14 protein-coding genes are annotated in these 16733 nt (G+C 65.1%); 8 read left to right on the top strand and 6 right to left on the bottom strand.

Going from position 1 to position 16733, the window contains the following annotated elements; translation table 11 throughout:
- The first annotated feature begins 3 nt into the window (after positions 1–3).
- Together CK625_RS08195 and CK625_RS08190 are read left to right on the top strand one after the other, a co-directional pair.
- Positions 4–1032 carry an L-threonylcarbamoyladenylate synthase gene (locus CK625_RS08195; RefSeq protein ID WP_095539819.1) on the top strand — a complete coding sequence of 343 codons (1029 nt, stop codon included), beginning with the start codon at positions 4–6 and terminating at the stop codon, positions 1030–1032.
- Between the two features lie 301 nt (positions 1033–1333).
- Positions 1334–2296, top strand: a complete 963-nt coding sequence (locus CK625_RS08190) for an SGNH/GDSL hydrolase family protein (RefSeq protein WP_095539867.1) — start codon at positions 1334–1336, stop codon at positions 2294–2296.
- Between the two features lie 109 nt (positions 2297–2405).
- Here CK625_RS08190 and corA read toward each other — a convergent pair whose 3' ends face one another.
- The 4 genes from corA to CK625_RS08170 all read right to left on the bottom strand — a co-directional run bounded on the left by corA (position 2406) and on the right by CK625_RS08170 (position 5938).
- Positions 2406–3389, bottom strand: coding sequence for a magnesium/cobalt transporter CorA (gene corA, locus CK625_RS08185; protein WP_095539818.1), 984 nt, complete (start codon positions 3387–3389; stop codon positions 2406–2408).
- A 155-nt stretch (positions 3390–3544) separates the two neighbouring features.
- The gene (locus CK625_RS08180) at positions 3545–4390 is read right to left on the bottom strand and encodes a uracil-DNA glycosylase family protein (RefSeq protein WP_143326229.1); all 846 of its coding nucleotides are present in this window, start codon (positions 4388–4390) and stop codon (positions 3545–3547) included.
- A 115-nt stretch (positions 4391–4505) separates the two neighbouring features.
- A complete protein-coding gene (rimI, locus tag CK625_RS08175; RefSeq protein WP_095539816.1) occupies positions 4506–5006 on the bottom strand; it encodes a ribosomal protein S18-alanine N-acetyltransferase in 501 nt (166 codons plus the stop codon).
- Between the two features lie 23 nt (positions 5007–5029).
- Positions 5030–5938 (bottom strand): M23 family metallopeptidase, encoded by a 909-nt coding sequence (locus CK625_RS08170; protein WP_095539815.1) that lies wholly within the window; start codon positions 5936–5938, stop codon positions 5030–5032.
- Between the two features lie 297 nt (positions 5939–6235).
- Here CK625_RS08170 and pilB point away from each other — a divergent pair, with 297 nt between their 5' ends.
- Genes pilB through CK625_RS08155 form a run of 3 tightly spaced genes read left to right on the top strand, consistent with a single transcriptional unit; the run spans position 6236 to position 10116 of the window.
- Positions 6236–7966: a type IV-A pilus assembly ATPase PilB gene (pilB, locus tag CK625_RS08165; protein ID WP_095539814.1), complete on the top strand. Its 1731-nt coding sequence runs from the start codon at positions 6236–6238 to the stop codon at positions 7964–7966.
- A 30-nt stretch (positions 7967–7996) separates the two neighbouring features.
- The gene (locus tag CK625_RS08160; protein ID WP_095539813.1) at positions 7997–9238 is read left to right on the top strand and encodes a type II secretion system F family protein; all 1242 of its coding nucleotides are present in this window, start codon (positions 7997–7999) and stop codon (positions 9236–9238) included.
- Positions 9238–10116, top strand: coding sequence for a prepilin peptidase (locus CK625_RS08155; RefSeq protein ID WP_095539812.1), 879 nt, complete (start codon positions 9238–9240; stop codon positions 10114–10116). Before CK625_RS08160 ends, CK625_RS08155 begins: the two co-directional genes overlap by 1 nt.
- 230 nt (positions 10117–10346) lie before the next feature.
- On the opposite strand, the gene CK625_RS08150 is transcribed toward CK625_RS08155, so the two are convergent.
- Together CK625_RS08150 and CK625_RS08145 are read right to left on the bottom strand one after the other, a co-directional pair.
- Positions 10347–11336, bottom strand: a complete 990-nt coding sequence (locus tag CK625_RS08150) for a Bug family tripartite tricarboxylate transporter substrate binding protein (RefSeq protein WP_095539811.1) — start codon at positions 11334–11336, stop codon at positions 10347–10349.
- A 77-nt stretch (positions 11337–11413) separates the two neighbouring features.
- Complete coding sequence (locus CK625_RS08145) at positions 11414–12637, bottom strand: CaiB/BaiF CoA transferase family protein (protein ID WP_095539866.1); 1224 nt, start codon at positions 12635–12637, stop codon at positions 11414–11416.
- Between the two features lie 597 nt (positions 12638–13234).
- On the opposite strand from CK625_RS08145, the gene yajC reads away from it, so the two are divergent.
- The 3 genes from yajC to secF all read left to right on the top strand — a co-directional run bounded on the left by yajC (position 13235) and on the right by secF (position 16706).
- Entirely contained in the window at positions 13235–13576 is a 342-nt protein-coding gene (yajC, locus tag CK625_RS08140; protein ID WP_095539810.1) for a preprotein translocase subunit YajC, read from the top strand.
- 227 nt (positions 13577–13803) lie between these two features.
- Positions 13804–15744, top strand: a complete 1941-nt coding sequence (gene secD, locus CK625_RS08135; protein WP_095539809.1) for a protein translocase subunit SecD — start codon at positions 13804–13806, stop codon at positions 15742–15744.
- An 11-nt stretch (positions 15745–15755) separates the two neighbouring features.
- Complete coding sequence (secF, locus tag CK625_RS08130) at positions 15756–16706, top strand: protein translocase subunit SecF (RefSeq protein WP_095539808.1); 951 nt, start codon at positions 15756–15758, stop codon at positions 16704–16706.
- Positions 16707–16733: the final 27 nt, after the last annotated feature.

Raw genomic sequence — 16733 nt, 5'->3', positions numbered from 1 at the left:
GCCATGATCTTGCCGCCCAGCGAATCCGCCATCGCCCAGGCCATTGCCGCGTTGCAGCAAGGCCAGTTGCTGGGCCTGCCGACCGAGACGGTGTACGGCCTGGCCGCCGATGCCTGCCAGGATCAGGCCGTGCAGCAGATTTTCTTGCGCAAGGGCCGCCCGGCGCAGCACCCGCTGATCGTGCACGTGGCCGATGCGGCAGCGGCCGAACACTTTGCCGCCACCATCCCGGACTTTGCCCGCGCGCTGATGGCCGCTTTCTGGCCCGGCCCGTTGACGCTGATCCTGCCGCGGCGCCCAGGCGTTGCCGAGCGCGCCGCAGGCGGTCACGCCACGATCGGCTTGCGCTGCCCGGCCCATCCGGTGGCGCGCCAGGTGCTGCAGCAAGGGCTGCGGGCCGAGCCGCCCATCCGCGGCCTGGCCGCGCCCAGCGCCAACCGCTTCGGGCGCGTCAGTCCGACCCAGGCCGGGCACGTCATTGAGGAGCTGGCCGGCGGCGCCCAGGGCGACTTGCTGGTGCTCGATGGCGGCGCCTGTGAGATCGGCATCGAGTCCTCCATCGTCGATTGCAGCCGTGGCCAGCCCGTGCTGCTGCGCCCCGGCCACGTGCAGGCGCAGGACATCGCCCGCGTCACCGGCCTGCCCGTGGCCCGCAGCGGCGCAGCGCACGATGCCCAGGAGGTGGGCGATGCGCCGCAGGCGCCGGGCACGCTCAGCGCCCATTACGCGCCCAATGCCACAGTGCGGCTGATGGATGCCAGCGCCATCCAGACGGCGCTGGGCATTCTGGGCGCGCAGGGTAAGCACATTGCTGTTTACGCGCGCACGCCCATGCACAGCCCATCGCGCGACATCGTGCTGCGGCGCATGCCGGCCACGCCGCAAGCGGCCGCGCAGGAGCTGTTCCAGGTGCTGCGCAGCCTGGACGCGCAGGGCGTGAAGCTCATCTGGATCGAGACCGTGCCCGATGAGCCGGCCTGGGATGGCGTGCGCGACCGGATCGAGCGCGCTGCGGCCAGCGCCAGCGGATAAACTAGCGCGCTGTTGTGCCTTCCTTCTTGGCCCCGTTGCGACGCCTTTGAAAAAGCGGCGGCCGCCCGACAGCAATGCGTGCGATGCGATTCGGCAATGCCGCGCTTCGTGCCTGGCAGGCGGTGTGCTTTTCAGGTCTGTTTTGTTGCGGGTCGAGGAGATTGGGCACAGGCTTTCGCCCGCCGGCCCACGCATGCCCGGGCCTGTGGGCCACCAGCGCGCCGCCCATGGCGATGCGCGCGGTGCCTGCGCCACAGCGCCCGGCGGCGATGCCGGCCCAACGCAACCGGAGAACACCACCATGGCATACCAATGGCGCCGCTGCCTCGCTCCGCTGGCAGCAGGCATTACCGCCGTCGCTTTGAGCGCCTGCGGCTCAAGCAGCACCGTCGAGTCGGCGCTCACCCCCAGCCGCATCATTGCGTTTGGTGATGGCCACAGCGACCTGGGCCAGAGGGGCTCGGGCTACACCGTCAATGGCACGGGCGGCATCGCCAACTGGAGCGAGCAGGTCGCGCGCGACTATGGCCTGAGCCTGAAGCCCTCGGCGCAAGGCGGCCTGTCCTTCGCGCAGGGCAATGCGCGCGTCAGCGCCAAGCCCGACGCCGCTGGCGAGGCCAGCACGCCAACGCTGGCCGAGCAGATCGACGCCTTCCTGGCCGCGCAGCAGTTCGGCCAGACCGATCTGGTGCTGGTCAGCGGCGGCACGGCAGACATCATCGTGCAGGCGCGCGCCGCGCTGGCTGGCCAAATCACGCGCGAGGCCGCCGCCCAGCAAGTGCGCCGCGCTGGCCAGGCCCTGACCGAGCAGGTGCAGCGCCTGCTGGCCAGCGGGGCGCAGCACGTGGCCGTCATCGGCAGCTACGACCTGGGCGCCTCGGTGTGGGCGCGCGACCTGCAGGAGCAGGCGTTTTTGCGCGATCTGACGCGCCAGTTCAACGAGGGCTTCAAGGTCTCCATGCACGCGCAGGGCTTTGGCAATCGCGCGCTGTATGTGGACTTCGAGTACTACCTCAACAACATCACGACGGGCCCGCAGTACTTTGGCATCGAGCACATCGACCGCCCGGTGTGCACCTCGGTCGATGCCGGCGCCGGCATCGGCATCGGCGCAGGCCAGGTCAACTCCGCGCTGTGCAACAGCACGACGCTGGTCTCGCCCCAGGTCGAGCGCTATGGCTTTGCCGACGCCATTTACCTGACGCCCACGGTGCACCAGCAGTTTGGCAGCTGGGCCTACGGGCGCATCCGCGAGCGCTGGTGAGCGCGCTTGGGCGCGCAGGCCATGGGCACAAGGCCGGATGCCGATGAAAAAGCCTGGGCCGCCGACAAGGCGCCCAGGCTTTTTGCGCAGCAGGGGGCGCACCTGACTTTTATTTGAGCCAGCCCTTGCGGCGGAAGTACAGCATGGGCAGGGCGGCGCTGGCAATCATCAGCCCCAGCGCGAAGGGGTAGCCGTATTTCCAGCTCAGCTCGGGCATGAACTGGAAGTTCATGCCGTAGATGCTGGCAATCAGCGTGGGCGGCAGCAGGGCCACGCTGGCCACCGAGAACAGCTTGATGATCTTGTTCTGGTTGATGTTGATGAAGCCGACGGTGGCATCCATCAGGAAGTTGATCTTGTCGAACAGAAAGGCCGTGTGGTTGTCCAGCGATTCGATGTCGCGCAGGATCTGGCGCGCATCCTCGAACTGCTCGGCGCTGAGGATTTTGCTGCGCATCAGAAAACTCACGGCGCGGCGCGTGTCCATCATGTTGCGGCGGATCTTGCCGTTCAAGTCCTCGTGGCGGGCGATGCTGCCCAGCACCTCGCCGGCCTGCTCGTCGTTGACCTCGCCCGAGAGAATGCGCTGGCTGGCCGCGTCCAGCTCGTCGTAAATCCACTCCAGCGAGTCGGCCGAATACTCCGCATCGGTGTCAAACAGATTCAGCAGCACCTCCTTGCAGTCCTCGATCAGGCCGGGGATGCGCCGCGCGCGCAGGCGAAAGAGGCGAAACACCGGCACATCGTCCTCGCGGATGGAGAACAGCACGTTGTGGCTGCGCAGCTCGGGGTTTTGCAAATTCATGATGAAGGCCACGCGCACGTAGCGCGGTGAGTCGTCATCGATGAGAAAGTCGCTGCGGATGTGCAGCTCGCCGTTGTCTTCCTCGTAAAAGCGCGCCGATTCCTCGATGTCGTCGTCCACCGCATCGTCCGGAATGTGCAAGGAAAAATGCTGCTTGATCCAGAGCTTTTCCTCCTGCGTGGGCGATTCCATGTCCACCCAGACGGGCTGGAACTGGGTCAGGTCATGCAGGGTTTCGATGTCCTTTTGCACCAGGCGGCCATTGACCAGGACGAAGACATTGAGCATCGGGGCGCTCCATTGCGGCGTGACGGGTTGCGGGAAGGGGCGAAGGTGGTGGCTGGGGTGGGGCTTTCAGAGCCTGTCCTCTCAAACTCAGCCCAGGAGCCGTTGCGCAACAGCGCGCGATTATGACATTGGCGGCAGGCGCGCGAGCTGGCGTTTTAGCCCGGCGCCTGCGCCTGCAGCAGTTGCATGGCGCCTTGCAGGTCGCGCCAGGCATCGCGCTTGGCGTGTGCGGCGCGCAGCAGGTAGGCGGGGCTGTAGCTGACCACCAATGCCGTGCCGCCGAATTGGTGCCGGGTTTTGCGCAGCGCCCCCAGCGGCAGCGATTGGCCCAACAGGTGCTGGGCGCTGCTCAGGCCCAGGGCCAGGATGACGGCCGGGCGCTGCTGCGCCAGCCAGGCCTGCAAGGACCAATCCTGATGCCCCTGGGGCTGCGGCTCGCCCGCAGGGCGCTGCGCCCAGCTGCACCACAGTCCCGGGCTGTGCGCCAGGCCCATGGCGCGCACCATGTTGTGCAGCAGCGTCAGCGCGGCATCGTGCTCGGGCCCGAGCGGGCGCAAGTCGTCCACGACCAGCAGGCAGTTGCAGCTGGCGTGGGCCGCCTGGCCGGCCTCAGGCGGGAACAGTGGTGCGGCAGGCGTGAGCACCGTGGCGCCGGGGGGGCCGGCGGCATGGGCTGTGGCCGGTGGCCGGGTTTGGGGCGCTGCGGCAGCCCGCGCAAGAGGGGGGCGGGCTGAGCGGGCGGGGGCGGGCGACACGCCATGAGGGGCGCTGGCCGGCACCGTGGGCCTACTGGGCGCGGGCGGCGCGGCCATGGCCGGCTCAGCAGCGGCTGCGGGCATGCCCTCAGGGCCGCGCAGCACGGCGTTTGCCGGGATGCGCTCTGTTGCGGGCGCATGCGTGGGCGGCCCGAGCCACCATGGATCTGCCCCCATGGCCTGCAGCATGGCGTGGCGTCGGGCATCCAGCCAGGGGGGGCTGGCGCTGTCGGGGCGGCTGGGCATGGCCAAGGGCAAAAAAGGGGGTGAACAGGGAGGCGAAAGACGGCGGCCGATTGTAAGAGCCCGTTCAAAGGTGCGGCGCTGCGACTCGCGCGCGGGGCAAAGTGCATAACACGCTCTAACCGCATTCGGCGGCAGGGGCTGGCGCCATGGCCAAGGATTTGCACATCACGATGGCGTGCTCGCGCCGCTGGCCGTCGAGCGGGTAATAGTGCTTGCGCACAGCGATGCTCTGGTAGCCCGCCGCCGCATAAACGGCCTGGGCGCGGGTGTTGCCTTGCCGCACTTCCAGCCACAGCTGGGCGGCGCGCTGGCGCAGGGCCCAGAGCTCCAGCGCCTGCAGCAGCAGGCGGCCCAAGCCCAGGCCGCGGCAGGCCGGGGCGACGGTGAGGTTGAGCAGGTGTGCCTCGTCCACCCCGGGCATGGCCACCAGATAGCCCAGCAGGCGCTGCTCTTGCCACAGGCAAGGCATGTAAAAGCCTGTGGCGATGGAGTCTGCGAAGTTGCCTCGGCTCCAGGGGTGGCTGTGGCTGGCCTGTTCGATGGGCAGCACGGTATCCAGATCGTCCGGGGCCATGGCGCGCCAGTGGCAGCCGGCCGCTGGAGTGGGGGTGGCCATGGGGTCTGCGCTGGCAGGGGGCATTACGGCTTGCGCTCCAGCACCAGCAGCGGATCCAGGCGCACATCGAACCAGTTCATGCCCCAGTGCAGATGCGGCCCGGTGGCGCGCCCGGTGGCGCCGACGGCGGCGATGACCTGCCCTTGTTCGACGCGCTGGCCGACCTGCACGTCGATGCGCGAGAGGTGCAGGAAATTGGAGCTGATGCCAAAGCCGTGGTCGATCAGCAGCGTGCCGCCGGTCAGGAACAGATTGGGGTTGGCAAAGGTGACGATGCCGCCAGCGGGCGCTTTGACCGGTGTGCCGGTGGGGGCGGCGATGTCCATGCCCGAGTGGCCGCTGCCACTGGGGATGCCGTTGTAGACGCGCGCGTTGCCAAAGCGCCCGCTGATGCGCCCCTTGACGGGCCAGATGAAGGGCTGGGCAAAATCGGCGCGATCGTCGTCGCGCTGGCGCGCGGCGGTGACCTGGGCCTGCTCGCGCTTGATGCGCTCGGCAAGTTCCCCTTTGGGGCTGGCCGTTTTGGGCGGCACCCCCTTGACGTATTCGGTGGGCCAGTCGCGCGCCGTGACCTGAACTGTGGCCGTCAGCTGGCGGCCATCGGGAGTGCGCACCTGCACAATCGCCGGGCCTGGCTCATTGCGGCCCACGCCGAACACGACCGTGCCATAGCTGGTGGTGCGCAGCACCCGGCCCCGGTATTGCACATGGCTGCCAGCGAGTACGCGGCCGATCACCATGGAGCCCTGCTGAACGCTGGCGGGAAAGCGCAGCGCCCCGGCGCCTGTGCCTGCGGGGGGTGTTTGTGCCAGCGTGGCGCCGCCCAGCAGTGGCATGGCCAGCAGCCAGGCAGTGAGCCAGCGGTGCGGGCGTGACGTGGCCGGCGCAGTCTTGCGCAGCTGGCGTGAGGTCGATATGGAGGGAGGGTGCATGGGTGGCATAGGCAGATGTCGGTAGGGGCACTATCCGGGATTGGCTGGCGGCAGCCAGTGTAGGCCCATCGCCTGCGCTGCGCGAGCTGAAAGCGCAGAACATGCCCATGTCGCCTGCCTGGCGAGCATGCCCGCAAATCTGCTGAAAAAACAACAGGATAAGAATAGTTAACGTTTGCTGGGGATTACCCTGGGGCAAACGTAACCACTTGTACGGAAATCCGATACACTGCACAGACCGATCTGCTCGCTGCTGCCGCATTTTCATTTTGAAACCCCACACCGTGTCGCTGACAAATGGCCACTGAAGACCTCACCAAAAAAGCCACTGCCGAACTGGTCGTGCCCAGCGTTGCAAGGGCGTTTCTGGTTGCCAAGCAGCTGACGCAGGAGCAGGTGGATACCACACTGCAGCGTGCCCGCAACGAAGGGCGTGACTTTCTCAGTGCACTGGTCGAAGGCAACGTTCTGTCAGCCACCCAGGCGGCAAAAACCATTTCGGATGTTTTTGCCGTGCCCTATATTGATCTGGGCGCCGTCGATGCCATGCGACTGCCGGCCGATCTGCTGGATTTGAAGCTGTGCCTGTCCTACAAAGTGATTGTGCTGGGCAAGCGCCAGAATCGGCTGATCGTCGCCAGCGCCGACCCCAGCAATCGCGATACGGCGGAAAAGCTCAAATTTGCCACCCAGGCCTCCATCGAATGGCTGGTGGCCGCGCACGACAAGGTCGCAGCCTTGCTCGATGAGCTGGCCAAGGCCAACGCACTGGATGGCCAATCTTCGGACTTCCAGTTCGATGAGCTCGATGGTGCTGTTGAAGAAGTGGCGGAAGACGGGGCGGGTGATGCTGCCAGTGACGCAGAGGACGCTCCTGTCGTACGGTTTCTGCACAAAATGATCATCGATGCCTACCGTCTGGGGGCTTCGGATCTGCATTTCGAGCCGTATGAATTCAATTACCGTGTGCGCTTTCGCATTGACGGCGAGCTGCGTGAATATGCTGCGCCGCCTGTTGCCATCAAGGAGCGCCTGGCATCGCGGATCAAGGTGATTTCACGGCTGGACATTGCAGAAAAGCGCATTCCGCAGGATGGCCGAACCAAAATGCGCATCGGTGGCAAATCCATCGATTTTCGTGTCAGTACCTTGCCCACACTGTTTGGCGAGAAAATCGTCATTCGTATTCTGGACTCCAGCAACGCCAAAATCGGCATCGATGCGCTGGGCTACGAGCCGATCGAAAAGGAGCGCCTGCTTACGGCCATCGAGCGGCCCTATGGCATGGTGCTGGTGACCGGGCCAACTGGCTCGGGTAAAACGGTGTCCCTGTACACCTGCCTGAACCTGTTGAACAAGCCAGGGGTGAATATCTCGACGGCGGAAGACCCCTCGGAAATCAACCTGCCTGGCGTGAATCAGGTCAACGTCAATGAAAAGGCTGGTTTGACGTTTGCGGCGGCCCTGAAATCGTTTTTGCGCCAAGATCCCGACATCATCATGGTCGGTGAGATTCGTGACCTGGAAACGGCGGACATCGCCATCAAGGCCGCCCAAACCGGGCACTTGGTCTTGTCCACGCTGCACACCAACGATGCCCCGACCACATTGACGCGCTTGCGCAACATGGGCATTGCCCCCTTCAATATCGCATCCAGCGTGATTCTGATCACTGCGCAGCGCCTGGCGCGTCGCCTGTGCAATCAGTGCAAGGAAGAGACCGATATCCCGGTGGATGCCTTGATTGATGCCGGTTTCAATTACGACGATCTCGACGGCTCCTGGGTGCCTTACAAGCCGGTGGGCTGCTCGGCGTGCAACAACGGCTACAAGGGGCGGGTGGGTATTTATCAGGTGATGCCCATCAGTGAGGAGATCCAGCGCATCATCCTCAACGACGGCTCTGCCATCGAAATTCAGGAGCAGGCAGAAAAAGAAGGCGTGCGCACACTGCGCCAGTCCGGGCTGCAAAAAGTCAAGCTGGGCGTGACTTCTCTGGAAGAAGTGCTGGCTGTGACCAATGAATAATTCTCTGCATAACAACGAGGGCTAGAAATCATGGCAACCACTACTGCGGCTGCAAGCAAAGGCAAAACCAAAAGCGCCACCAAGTCATTTCTTTATGAATGGGAAGGCAAGGATCGCAACGCCCGCGTAGTGCGTGGGGAAATGATGGCCGCGGGCGAGAACCAGGTGCGGGCCAGCCTGCGCCGCCAAGGGATTTTCGCGACCAAGATCAAGAAGCGCCGCATGAAATCCGGCAAAAAGATCAAGGGCCGTGATATTGCCGTCTTTACGCGCCAATTGGCCACCATGATGCGCGCTGGCGTGCCATTGCTGCAGTCGTTCGATATCGTGGCGCGAGGCAACCCCAACCCCAATGTCACCCGTTTGCTCAACAACATCAAGGCCGATGTGGAAAGCGGCAGTCCCTTGAGTGCGGCATTCCGAAAATACCCACTGTATTTTGATAATCTCTACTGCAACTTGGTTGAGGCGGGTGAGGCCGCAGGTATTCTGGAAGATCTGTTGGACCGCTTGGCCACCTACATGGAGAAGATTGAAGCCCTTAAGTCAAAGATCAAGTCAGCGCTGATGTATCCCATTGCAGTGCTGGTGGTTGCTGCGGTGGTGTTGACAGTGATCATGATTTGGGTGATCCCGGCCTTTAAGGAGGTGTTTTCTAGCTTTGGAGCAGATTTGCCAGCGCCTACCTTGATGGTCATGGGGATGAGTGACTTCATCGTGAAATGGTTTTGGCTAATTGCTATCGTCCTTGGAGCTGGGGGCTATTTCGCCTACCAGGCCTGGCGCCGCAATGAGAAAGTGCAGATATTCGTCGATCGCACTTTGCTGAAACTGCCGATTTTTGGTGAGTTGGTGAACATGTCCAGCATTGCGCGCTGGACGCGCACACTCTCCACCATGTTTGCGGCCGGGGTGCCGCTGGTGGAGTCGCTCGATGCTGTGGGCGGGGCATCGGGCAATTATGTGTACCGCAAGGCCACGGAAGAGATTCAAAAAGAGGTGGCCACCGGCACCAGCCTCACGGCGGCGATGACCAGCGCCAATGTGTTCCCATCCATGGTGCTGCAAATGACGGCCATTGGCGAGGAATCGGGTTCGCTGGATCACATGCTGTCCAAGGCGGCCGATTATTACGAGGCCGAGGTGGACGCCAAGGTGGAGGGTCTGTCCTCCTTGATGGAGCCCATCATCATCGTGGTGTTGGGTACATTGATTGGTGGCATTGTGGTGGCCATGTACTTGCCGATCTTCAAGCTGGGGCAGGTGGTTTGATGGCTTTGGATGCCTGGGCGGCGACGCTGATCTTTGCCCTCTCGGGTCTGCTCATCGGCAGCTTTCTCAATGTGGTGGTGTACCGGCTGCCTGTCATGCTGCAGCGAGCCTGGCGGCATGACAGCGTGGCTTTTCTGCGTGAGCAGGGGGTCGGGCTGCCCGATGATGCCGCTGGGGATACGACGCCATTCAATCTGGTGACGCCACGTTCGCGCTGCCGGGCCTGCGGGCACCCTGTTTCTGCGCTGGAAAATGTCCCGGTGCTCAGTTATCTGCTGCTGCGCGGGCGTTGCAGGGCGTGCAAAACGCCGATTGGCATGCGCTACCCCTTGGTGGAGCTGGCGACGGCGGCCGCGTTTGCGTTTTGCGGCCATCAGTGGGGCGTGAGCTGGACGGCTGCGGCCTGGGCGCTTTTCTGTGCGGTCTTGATTGCCCTGATTCTGATCGACTGGGACACGACCTTGCTGCCCGACTCCCTGACGCTGCCCTTGCTGTGGGCGGGGTTGATGGCCTCTTGGGCAGGGCTGATTGCCGTGCCGCTGCGCCAGTCGGTGCTCGGGGCGGCCGTGGGGTATTTGTCGCTTTGGTCGATCGCCATGCTGTTCAAGCTGGTGACCAAGAAAGAGGGGATGGGCCACGGCGACTTCAAGCTGCTGGCGGCCCTGGGCGCCTGGCTGGGGGCTGGGGCGGTGTTGCCCATTGTGTTGGCCTCGTCCTTGTTGGGGGCCGTGGTGGGCGTGGTGCTCAAATTGCGTCAAGGCCTGCGCGAAGGCGGCTATATCCCTTACGGCCCTTTCCTTGGTGGCGCGGGCTTATTGGTTTTGTGGTGTACGCCTGAGCGGGTGAATGGTTGGCTGAACGGGCTGATGGGTTTCTGAGAGGCGTCTTGCAGGCTCCGTAGCCTACAAAAAATGATGGCCTTGGGCGCCGCGTCTGTTGTGCCCAAGGCCATCGTTTTGGGGGCTGTGCCGGGTCACAGTTGCAGTGGCAGCTTCTGTGGGGGCGGCACACCGACCAGTCCTATTGCCCTATTGCCCTATTGCGGAGGGACTGGCCTTTGTGGGGGCATGGGTGCCGGCTGCGCCCCCGCTGCTGTCACCGTTGGTTGTTATTGGGCCGTGATGCCTGCCGACTTGACGATGCCGGCCCAAGTGGCGTAATCGTTTTGCACGCGCTTGGCAAAGGCGGCCGGGGCGCTGAAATCGGCCTTGGCCCCTTGCTGCAGGGCGCTTTGTGCAAAGGCGGGCTCGGAGACCACCTGTTCGATGCTGGCAGCCAGTTTGTCGATCACGGGCTGGGGCGTGCCCGCTGGCGCGAACACCCCAAACCAGGAGGAGGCGTTCACGCCTGGGTAGCCCGCCTCTGCCGTGGTGGGCGCATCGGGCAGGCTGGGCAGGCGTTCGCTGCCGGTGACGGCCAGCACGCGCAGGCGGCCCGATTGCACATGGGGCACGAAAGGCGGCGCCGTGCCAAAAGTCAGGTCCACCTGGCCGCCCAGCAGATCCTGCAGCGCCGGACCCGTGCCCTTGTAGGGCACATGCACCATCTGGATGCCGGCCTGCTGCTCCAATTGCACGCCGGTGACGTGCTGCAGCGAGCCATTGCCCGAGGAGGCGTAGTTGAGCTTGCCCGGGTTGGCCTTGGCATAGGCAATGAGCTCCTGCAGGTTCTTGACCGGCAGGTCGGCGCGCACCACGACGATTTGCGGCGCTGCCAGCACGCTGGTCACGGGGATGAAGTCGCTTTGCTGCCACTGCGGCGCGGCGGTCACGTGCGGGGTGATGACGTGAAAGCCCGAGTACTGCATCAGCAGCGTGTAGCCATCGGCTGCTGCGCGGCGCACCAGATTGGCGGCAATGGCGCCGCTGCCGCCGGCCTTGTTGTCTACCACGACAGACTGCCCCAATACCTGGCCCAGCGGCTGGGCCAGCATGCGGCCGGCCAGATCGGTGGTACCGCCGGGCGAGGCGGGCACCACCAGCGTGATGGCTTGTCGTGCTGGATAGTCCTGCGCCCAGGCCTGGCCCAGCGTGGCCAGGCCCAGTGCGGCGCCAGCCAGCAGCCAGCGGCTGGCAGATGTGGTTGTGCAAGAGATCATGCGGTGTCTCCTTGTGATGGTGGATAGGAAAAGTCGGGGCGCGGGGCGTGTGCCGCCCGGCGTGGTTGACGATGTTTTTATTGCACGATGCCTTTTTCCCGCAGCGCGGCGCACTGCTGGGGCGTCAGGCCCAGCTCGCGCAGCACGGCGTCGGTGTCGTCGCCCAGCCTGGGGGCGCTGTGGCGGATGCCGCCGGGCGTGGCCGAGAGCTTGGGCACGATGCCGGGCACCGTCAGCGTATAGCCATCGCGCGTGGTCTGCTCCAGCAGCATGCCGCGCGCCTGGTAGTGCGGGTCTTCGGCAATGTCGCGGGCGGTGTAGACCTTGCCGGCGGGCACCTGGGCGGCCTCCAGCGCCTGCAGGACCTCGGCCACACTGCGCGGCGCCGTCCAGGCGCCGATGGCGGCATCGATCTCGGCCACGCGCGCCACACGCCCGGCGTTGTGCGCCAGCGCCGCATCCTCGCCCAGATCGCTGCGGCCGATGGCCTGCATCAGGCGCTTGAAGATGCTGTCGCCATTGCCGGCCACCAGCACCCAGCCATCGCGGCAGGGGTAGGCGTTCGATGGCGCAATGCCGGGCAGCGCGCTGCCGGCGGCCTCGCGCACGGCGCCGAATGCGCTGTATTCGGGGATCAGGCTTTCCATGCAGTTGAACACGGCCTCGTGCAGCGCCACGTCGATGACCTGGCCCGGGCCGCCATGGACCTTGTGGTGGTAGAGCGCCAGCAGCACGCCAATGGTGCCGTGCAGCGCCGCCAGCGTATCGCCGATGGAGATGCCGCAGCGCACCGGCACGCGGCCGGGCTCGCCCGTGAGCTGGCGCAGCCCGCCCATGGATTCGCCGATCACGCCAAAGCCTGGCCGGTCGCGGTACGGCCCGCTTTGCCCGTAGCCGGAGATGCGCAAAATCACCAGCCCTGGGTTGAGCGCGTGCAGCTGCTCGGGCGACATTCCCCAGCCCTCCAGCGTGCCGGGGCGGAAGTTCTCGATCAGCACATCGGCCTCGGCAATCAGGCGGCGGGCGATGTCCTGCCCCTCGCGCTGGCGCAGATCCAGCGCCAGCGAACGCTTGTTGCGCGACTGCACCTGCCACCAGACGGAGGTGCCATCCTTGATCAAGCGCCAGTTGCGCAAGGGGTCGCCGCTGCCGGGCGGCTCGATCTTGATGACCTCGGCGCCAAAATCGCCCAGCGTCTTGCCACAAAACGGCCCGGCAATGAGCTGGCCCATCTCGACGACGCGCACGCCGTGCAAAACCCCGGGCGTGGCGGCGTTTTCGCTCTGCTTGCTTGCTTGCATGGTGTTGTTCTCTTTGATGCCTTGCCGCCCACTGCCGCATGCCATCGCTGCGTTGCGGGGGCAGGCCGTGCAAAGCGGCGCATTATCAAACATCTGCCAGGCGCCCAGGGGGGGCCGCGTGCTTGCCGCGCTGCCATCGCCAATGGCCATGGCAGGCATGCCCTGCCGCGCATGGAGGCGCCCTGCGCAAGGGCCTGCGTGTGGGGCGCTCATGGCCCCAGCCCCTCTGTGCCCGCTGCCCATTGCCCCAGTGTGCTGGCGCATACAATGGCGGGTTTTGGGCAGAGTGGGCTGTGCGCAGCCGCTGCTCGCGCACCTGGGCGATCGGGGCGCGGGCGCCGCGCCGGCCGCTCGTGGGCAAGCCACGGCGGCGGCGGGCCTGCCTTGCTGCCCCCATCCCGATCCGCAGTGCACGTGACGCGGCGGTTTTTGCCGCCTTTCTTTTGCTGTCGGTTGTGCGCCTTGCATTTTCGGCTGCGGCCCTGCATGTGGCTTGTCCGTCCAGGGCGCGGCCGGCCCGCCCCTGGCGCAGCGGGCGTGGCCATTGGCGCCCGCAGGTTTGTTTTTTTGGCTGTTTTTCTTTCGGAGTTTGTTGCCATGATTTCTGTTGCTTTTGCCCAAACGGCCCCTGCGGTGGCCCCTGCCGCAGGCGGTCAGTCCCTGCTGTCGGGCATCCTGCCTTTGGTGCTGATGTTCGTGGTGCTGTACTTCATCATGATCCGCCCGCAGATGAAGCGCCAAAAAGAGCACCGCGCCATGATCGACGCGCTGGCCAAGGGCGATGAGGTGACCACCGCCGGGGGCATCGTTGGCCGCGTCAGCCGCCTGAGCGATCAATGGATCCACCTGGAAGTGGCCCAGGGCGTGGAAATCCAGGTGCAGCGCTCGGCCGTGGGCCAAGTGCTGCCCAAGGGCACCTGGGACAAGAACGCCGCGTAAGAGCCTGCTCGCGCTCTTGGTGCGAGTGTGGGCAAGAAGCGGTTTGGGTGGCCGCAAGGCGTTTGATGCGCGGCGTCTTACAGGTGGCGCAGCCGGCCCCAATCCGCTTCATCACCGGCTGCGCAGAGATTTTGACCAAGCCCCTGGTGGCGACGACACACTGCGCTGGGCCCATGGGGCGCATGTTTTGCGCCCTGCAGCGACTGTGACTTGGATATAGGACGATCATGAACCGCTATCCCTTATGGAAATACGCAATCATGGCGATTGCGTTGGTCGTTGGGCTGCTCTACACGCTGCCCAATATTTTTGGCGAGGACTACGCCGTCCAGGTCGCTTCGCTGCGCGATGACGTGCCCATTGACGATGCGCTGCAGGCGCGCGTGCTCAACGTGCTGCAAAAGCAGCAGATCGAGCCCAAGAGCATGGAGCGCGACGCCCAGTCGCTGCGCGTGCGCCTGCATACGCAGGATGCGCAGGTGCCGGCGCGCGATGCCATCGCCGCAGCACTGGTGCCCGATGAGAACCAGCCGGACTACTCGGTGGCGCTGAACCTGCTCTCGCGCACCCCGGGCTGGCTGCAAGCCATCCATGCCAAGCCGATGTACCTGGGGCTGGATCTGCGCGGCGGGGTGCACTTCACCTTGCAGGTGGACATGGACGGGGCGCTGGTGCAGCGCAGCGAGGCCTTGCTCAGCGGCCTGCGCACGGCCTTGCGCGAACGCAACATCCGCCACGGCGGCCTGCGCCGTGATGGCCAGGCCATCGACATCACGCTGCGCAACCCGCAAGATGGCGAGCTGATCCGCAACGTCGTGGCCGACCATTTCCGTGATCTGACGCCCGATGCCGCGGCCTCCAGCGATGCCAAGCTGCGCCTGGTGTTCACGCCCGAGGCCGTCAAGCACATCCAGGAGCAGGCTCTCAAGCAGAACATCACCACGCTGCACAATCGCGTCAACGAGTTGGGCGTGGCCGAGCCGGTGATCCAGCAGGAGGGCAACAGCCGCATCGTCGTGCAGCTGCCGGGCGTACAGGACGTGGCCCAGGCCAAGCGCATGATTGGCCGCACGGCCACGCTGCAGGTGCGCATGGTGGACGAATCCACCGAAGGCCGCGCGGCCGAGAGCGGCAGAGGGCCCGTGCCGTTCGGCTCGGAAGTCTTCAACGATGCCGAAGGCCAGCGCGTCATCGTGCAGCGTCAGGTCGTGCTCACCGGCGAGAACCTCATCGATGCCCAGCCGGGCTTTGACACCCAGCGCGGCAACATGCCCGTGGTCAACCTGGAGTTCGACGGGCCCGGCGCGCGCATCTTCCGCGATGTCTCGCGCGAGAACGTGGGCAAGCGCATGGCCATCATCCTGTTCGAGCGTGGCCGGGGCACGGTCGTGACCGCGCCGGTGATCCGCCAGGAAATCGCAGGCGGCCGCGTGCAGATCTCCGGCTCCATGACCACGCGCGAGGCCAATGAAGTGGCCGTGCTGCTGCGCTCGGGCGCACTGGCCGCGCCGATGGAAATCATCGAGGAATACACCATCGGCCCCAGCCTGGGCCAGGAGAACATCGAGCGCGGCCAGCAAAGCGTGCTGTGGGGCATGCTGCTGATCGTGGCTTTCATGTGCGCCTATTACATGATGTTCGGCGTGTTCTCCTCGCTGTCGCTGGTGGTCAACGTGCTGCTGCTGCTGGCCGTGCTGTCCATGCTGCAGGCCACCTTGACGCTGCCGGGCATTGCCGCGATGGCGCTGGCGCTGGGCGTGGCGATCGACTCGAACGTGCTGATCAACGAGCGCATCCGCGAGGAGCTGCGCGCCGGCGCCTCGCCGCAGGCGGCCATCCACGCCGGCTATGAGCGCGCCTGGGCGACGATTCTGGACTCCAACGTCACCACACTGATTGCGGGCTTTGCGCTGCTGGCCTTCGGCCATGGCCCGGTGCGCGGCTTTGCCGTGGTGCATTGCATTGGCGTGCTCACCAGCATGTTCTCGGCGGTGTTCTTCTCGCGCGGCCTGGTCAACCTCTGGTATGGCCGGCGCAAGCGCCTGAAGTCCATCTCCATCGGCCAGGTCTGGCGGCCCGAGGCGGATGCCCCTGCAGCGTCTGCCACCAGTGCTGGCACGACGGCGCTGGCGTCATCGGCCCCCAAGCAACCTGAACAGCGCGTCTGAGGGAGAGCAGCATGGAATTTTTCAAGATCAAGCGAGACATCCCCTTCATGCGGCACGTGTTGGTGTTCAACATCGTGTCCATCGTGTTGTTCGTGCTCTCGGTGTTCTTTCTGGCCACCAAGGGCCTGAATCTGTCGGTTGAGTTCACCGGCGGCACCGTAATGCAGGTGCAATACCCGCAGGCGGCCGACCTGGAGCAGGTGCGCGCGCGCGTAGGCGGCATGGGCTACAGCGATGTGCAGGTGCAGAACATCGGCACGGCGCGCGATGTGCTCATCCGCCTGCCGGCGCGCGAGGGCGCCAGCGCCGACCAGCAAAGCGCGCAGGTGCTGGCCGAGCTGCAAAAGACCGAGCCGGGCGTGCAATTGCTGCGTAACGAGTTCGTCGGCCCGCAAATTGGCGACGAGCTCACGGAAAAGGGCCTGCTGGCGCTGCTGTTCGTGGCGCTGGGCATCACCATCTACCTGGCGCTGCGCTTCGAGTGGAAGTTCGGCCTGGCGGCCATCATCGCCAACTTGCACGACGTGGTCATCATCCTGGGCTTTTTCTCCTTCTTCCAGTGGGAGTTCTCGCTGGCGGTGCTGGCTGGCGTGCTGGCCGTCTTTGGCTATTCCGTCAACGAGGTGGTGGTGATCTTCGACCGGGTGCGGGAGATGTTCCGCAAGCACCGCAAGATGACGACGCAGCAGGTGCTGGACCACGCCATCACCAGCACCATGAGCCGCACGGTCATCACCCACGCCTCGACCGAGGCCATGGTGCTGTGCATGCTGTTCTTTGGCGGCCCCAGCCTGCATTATTTTGCGCTGGCGCTGACCATCGGCATCGTGTTTGGCGTGTACTCGTCGATCTTCGTTGGCTCGGGCCTGGTGCTGTGGATGGGCGTCAAGCGCGAGGACCTGATCAAGCCAGGCAAGAGCAGCGCCAACCCCAACGACCCCAACGCGGGCGCCGTGGTGTAAAGTCGCCACCACCCCGGCCCTGCTCAG

The organism is Vandammella animalimorsus, from assembly GCF_002285265.1.
Classification (GTDB): Bacteria; Pseudomonadota; Gammaproteobacteria; order Burkholderiales; family Burkholderiaceae_C; genus Lampropedia.
The sequence above is the reverse complement of the archived record's forward strand: the minus strand, read 5'-3'. Positions and strand labels throughout refer to the sequence as shown.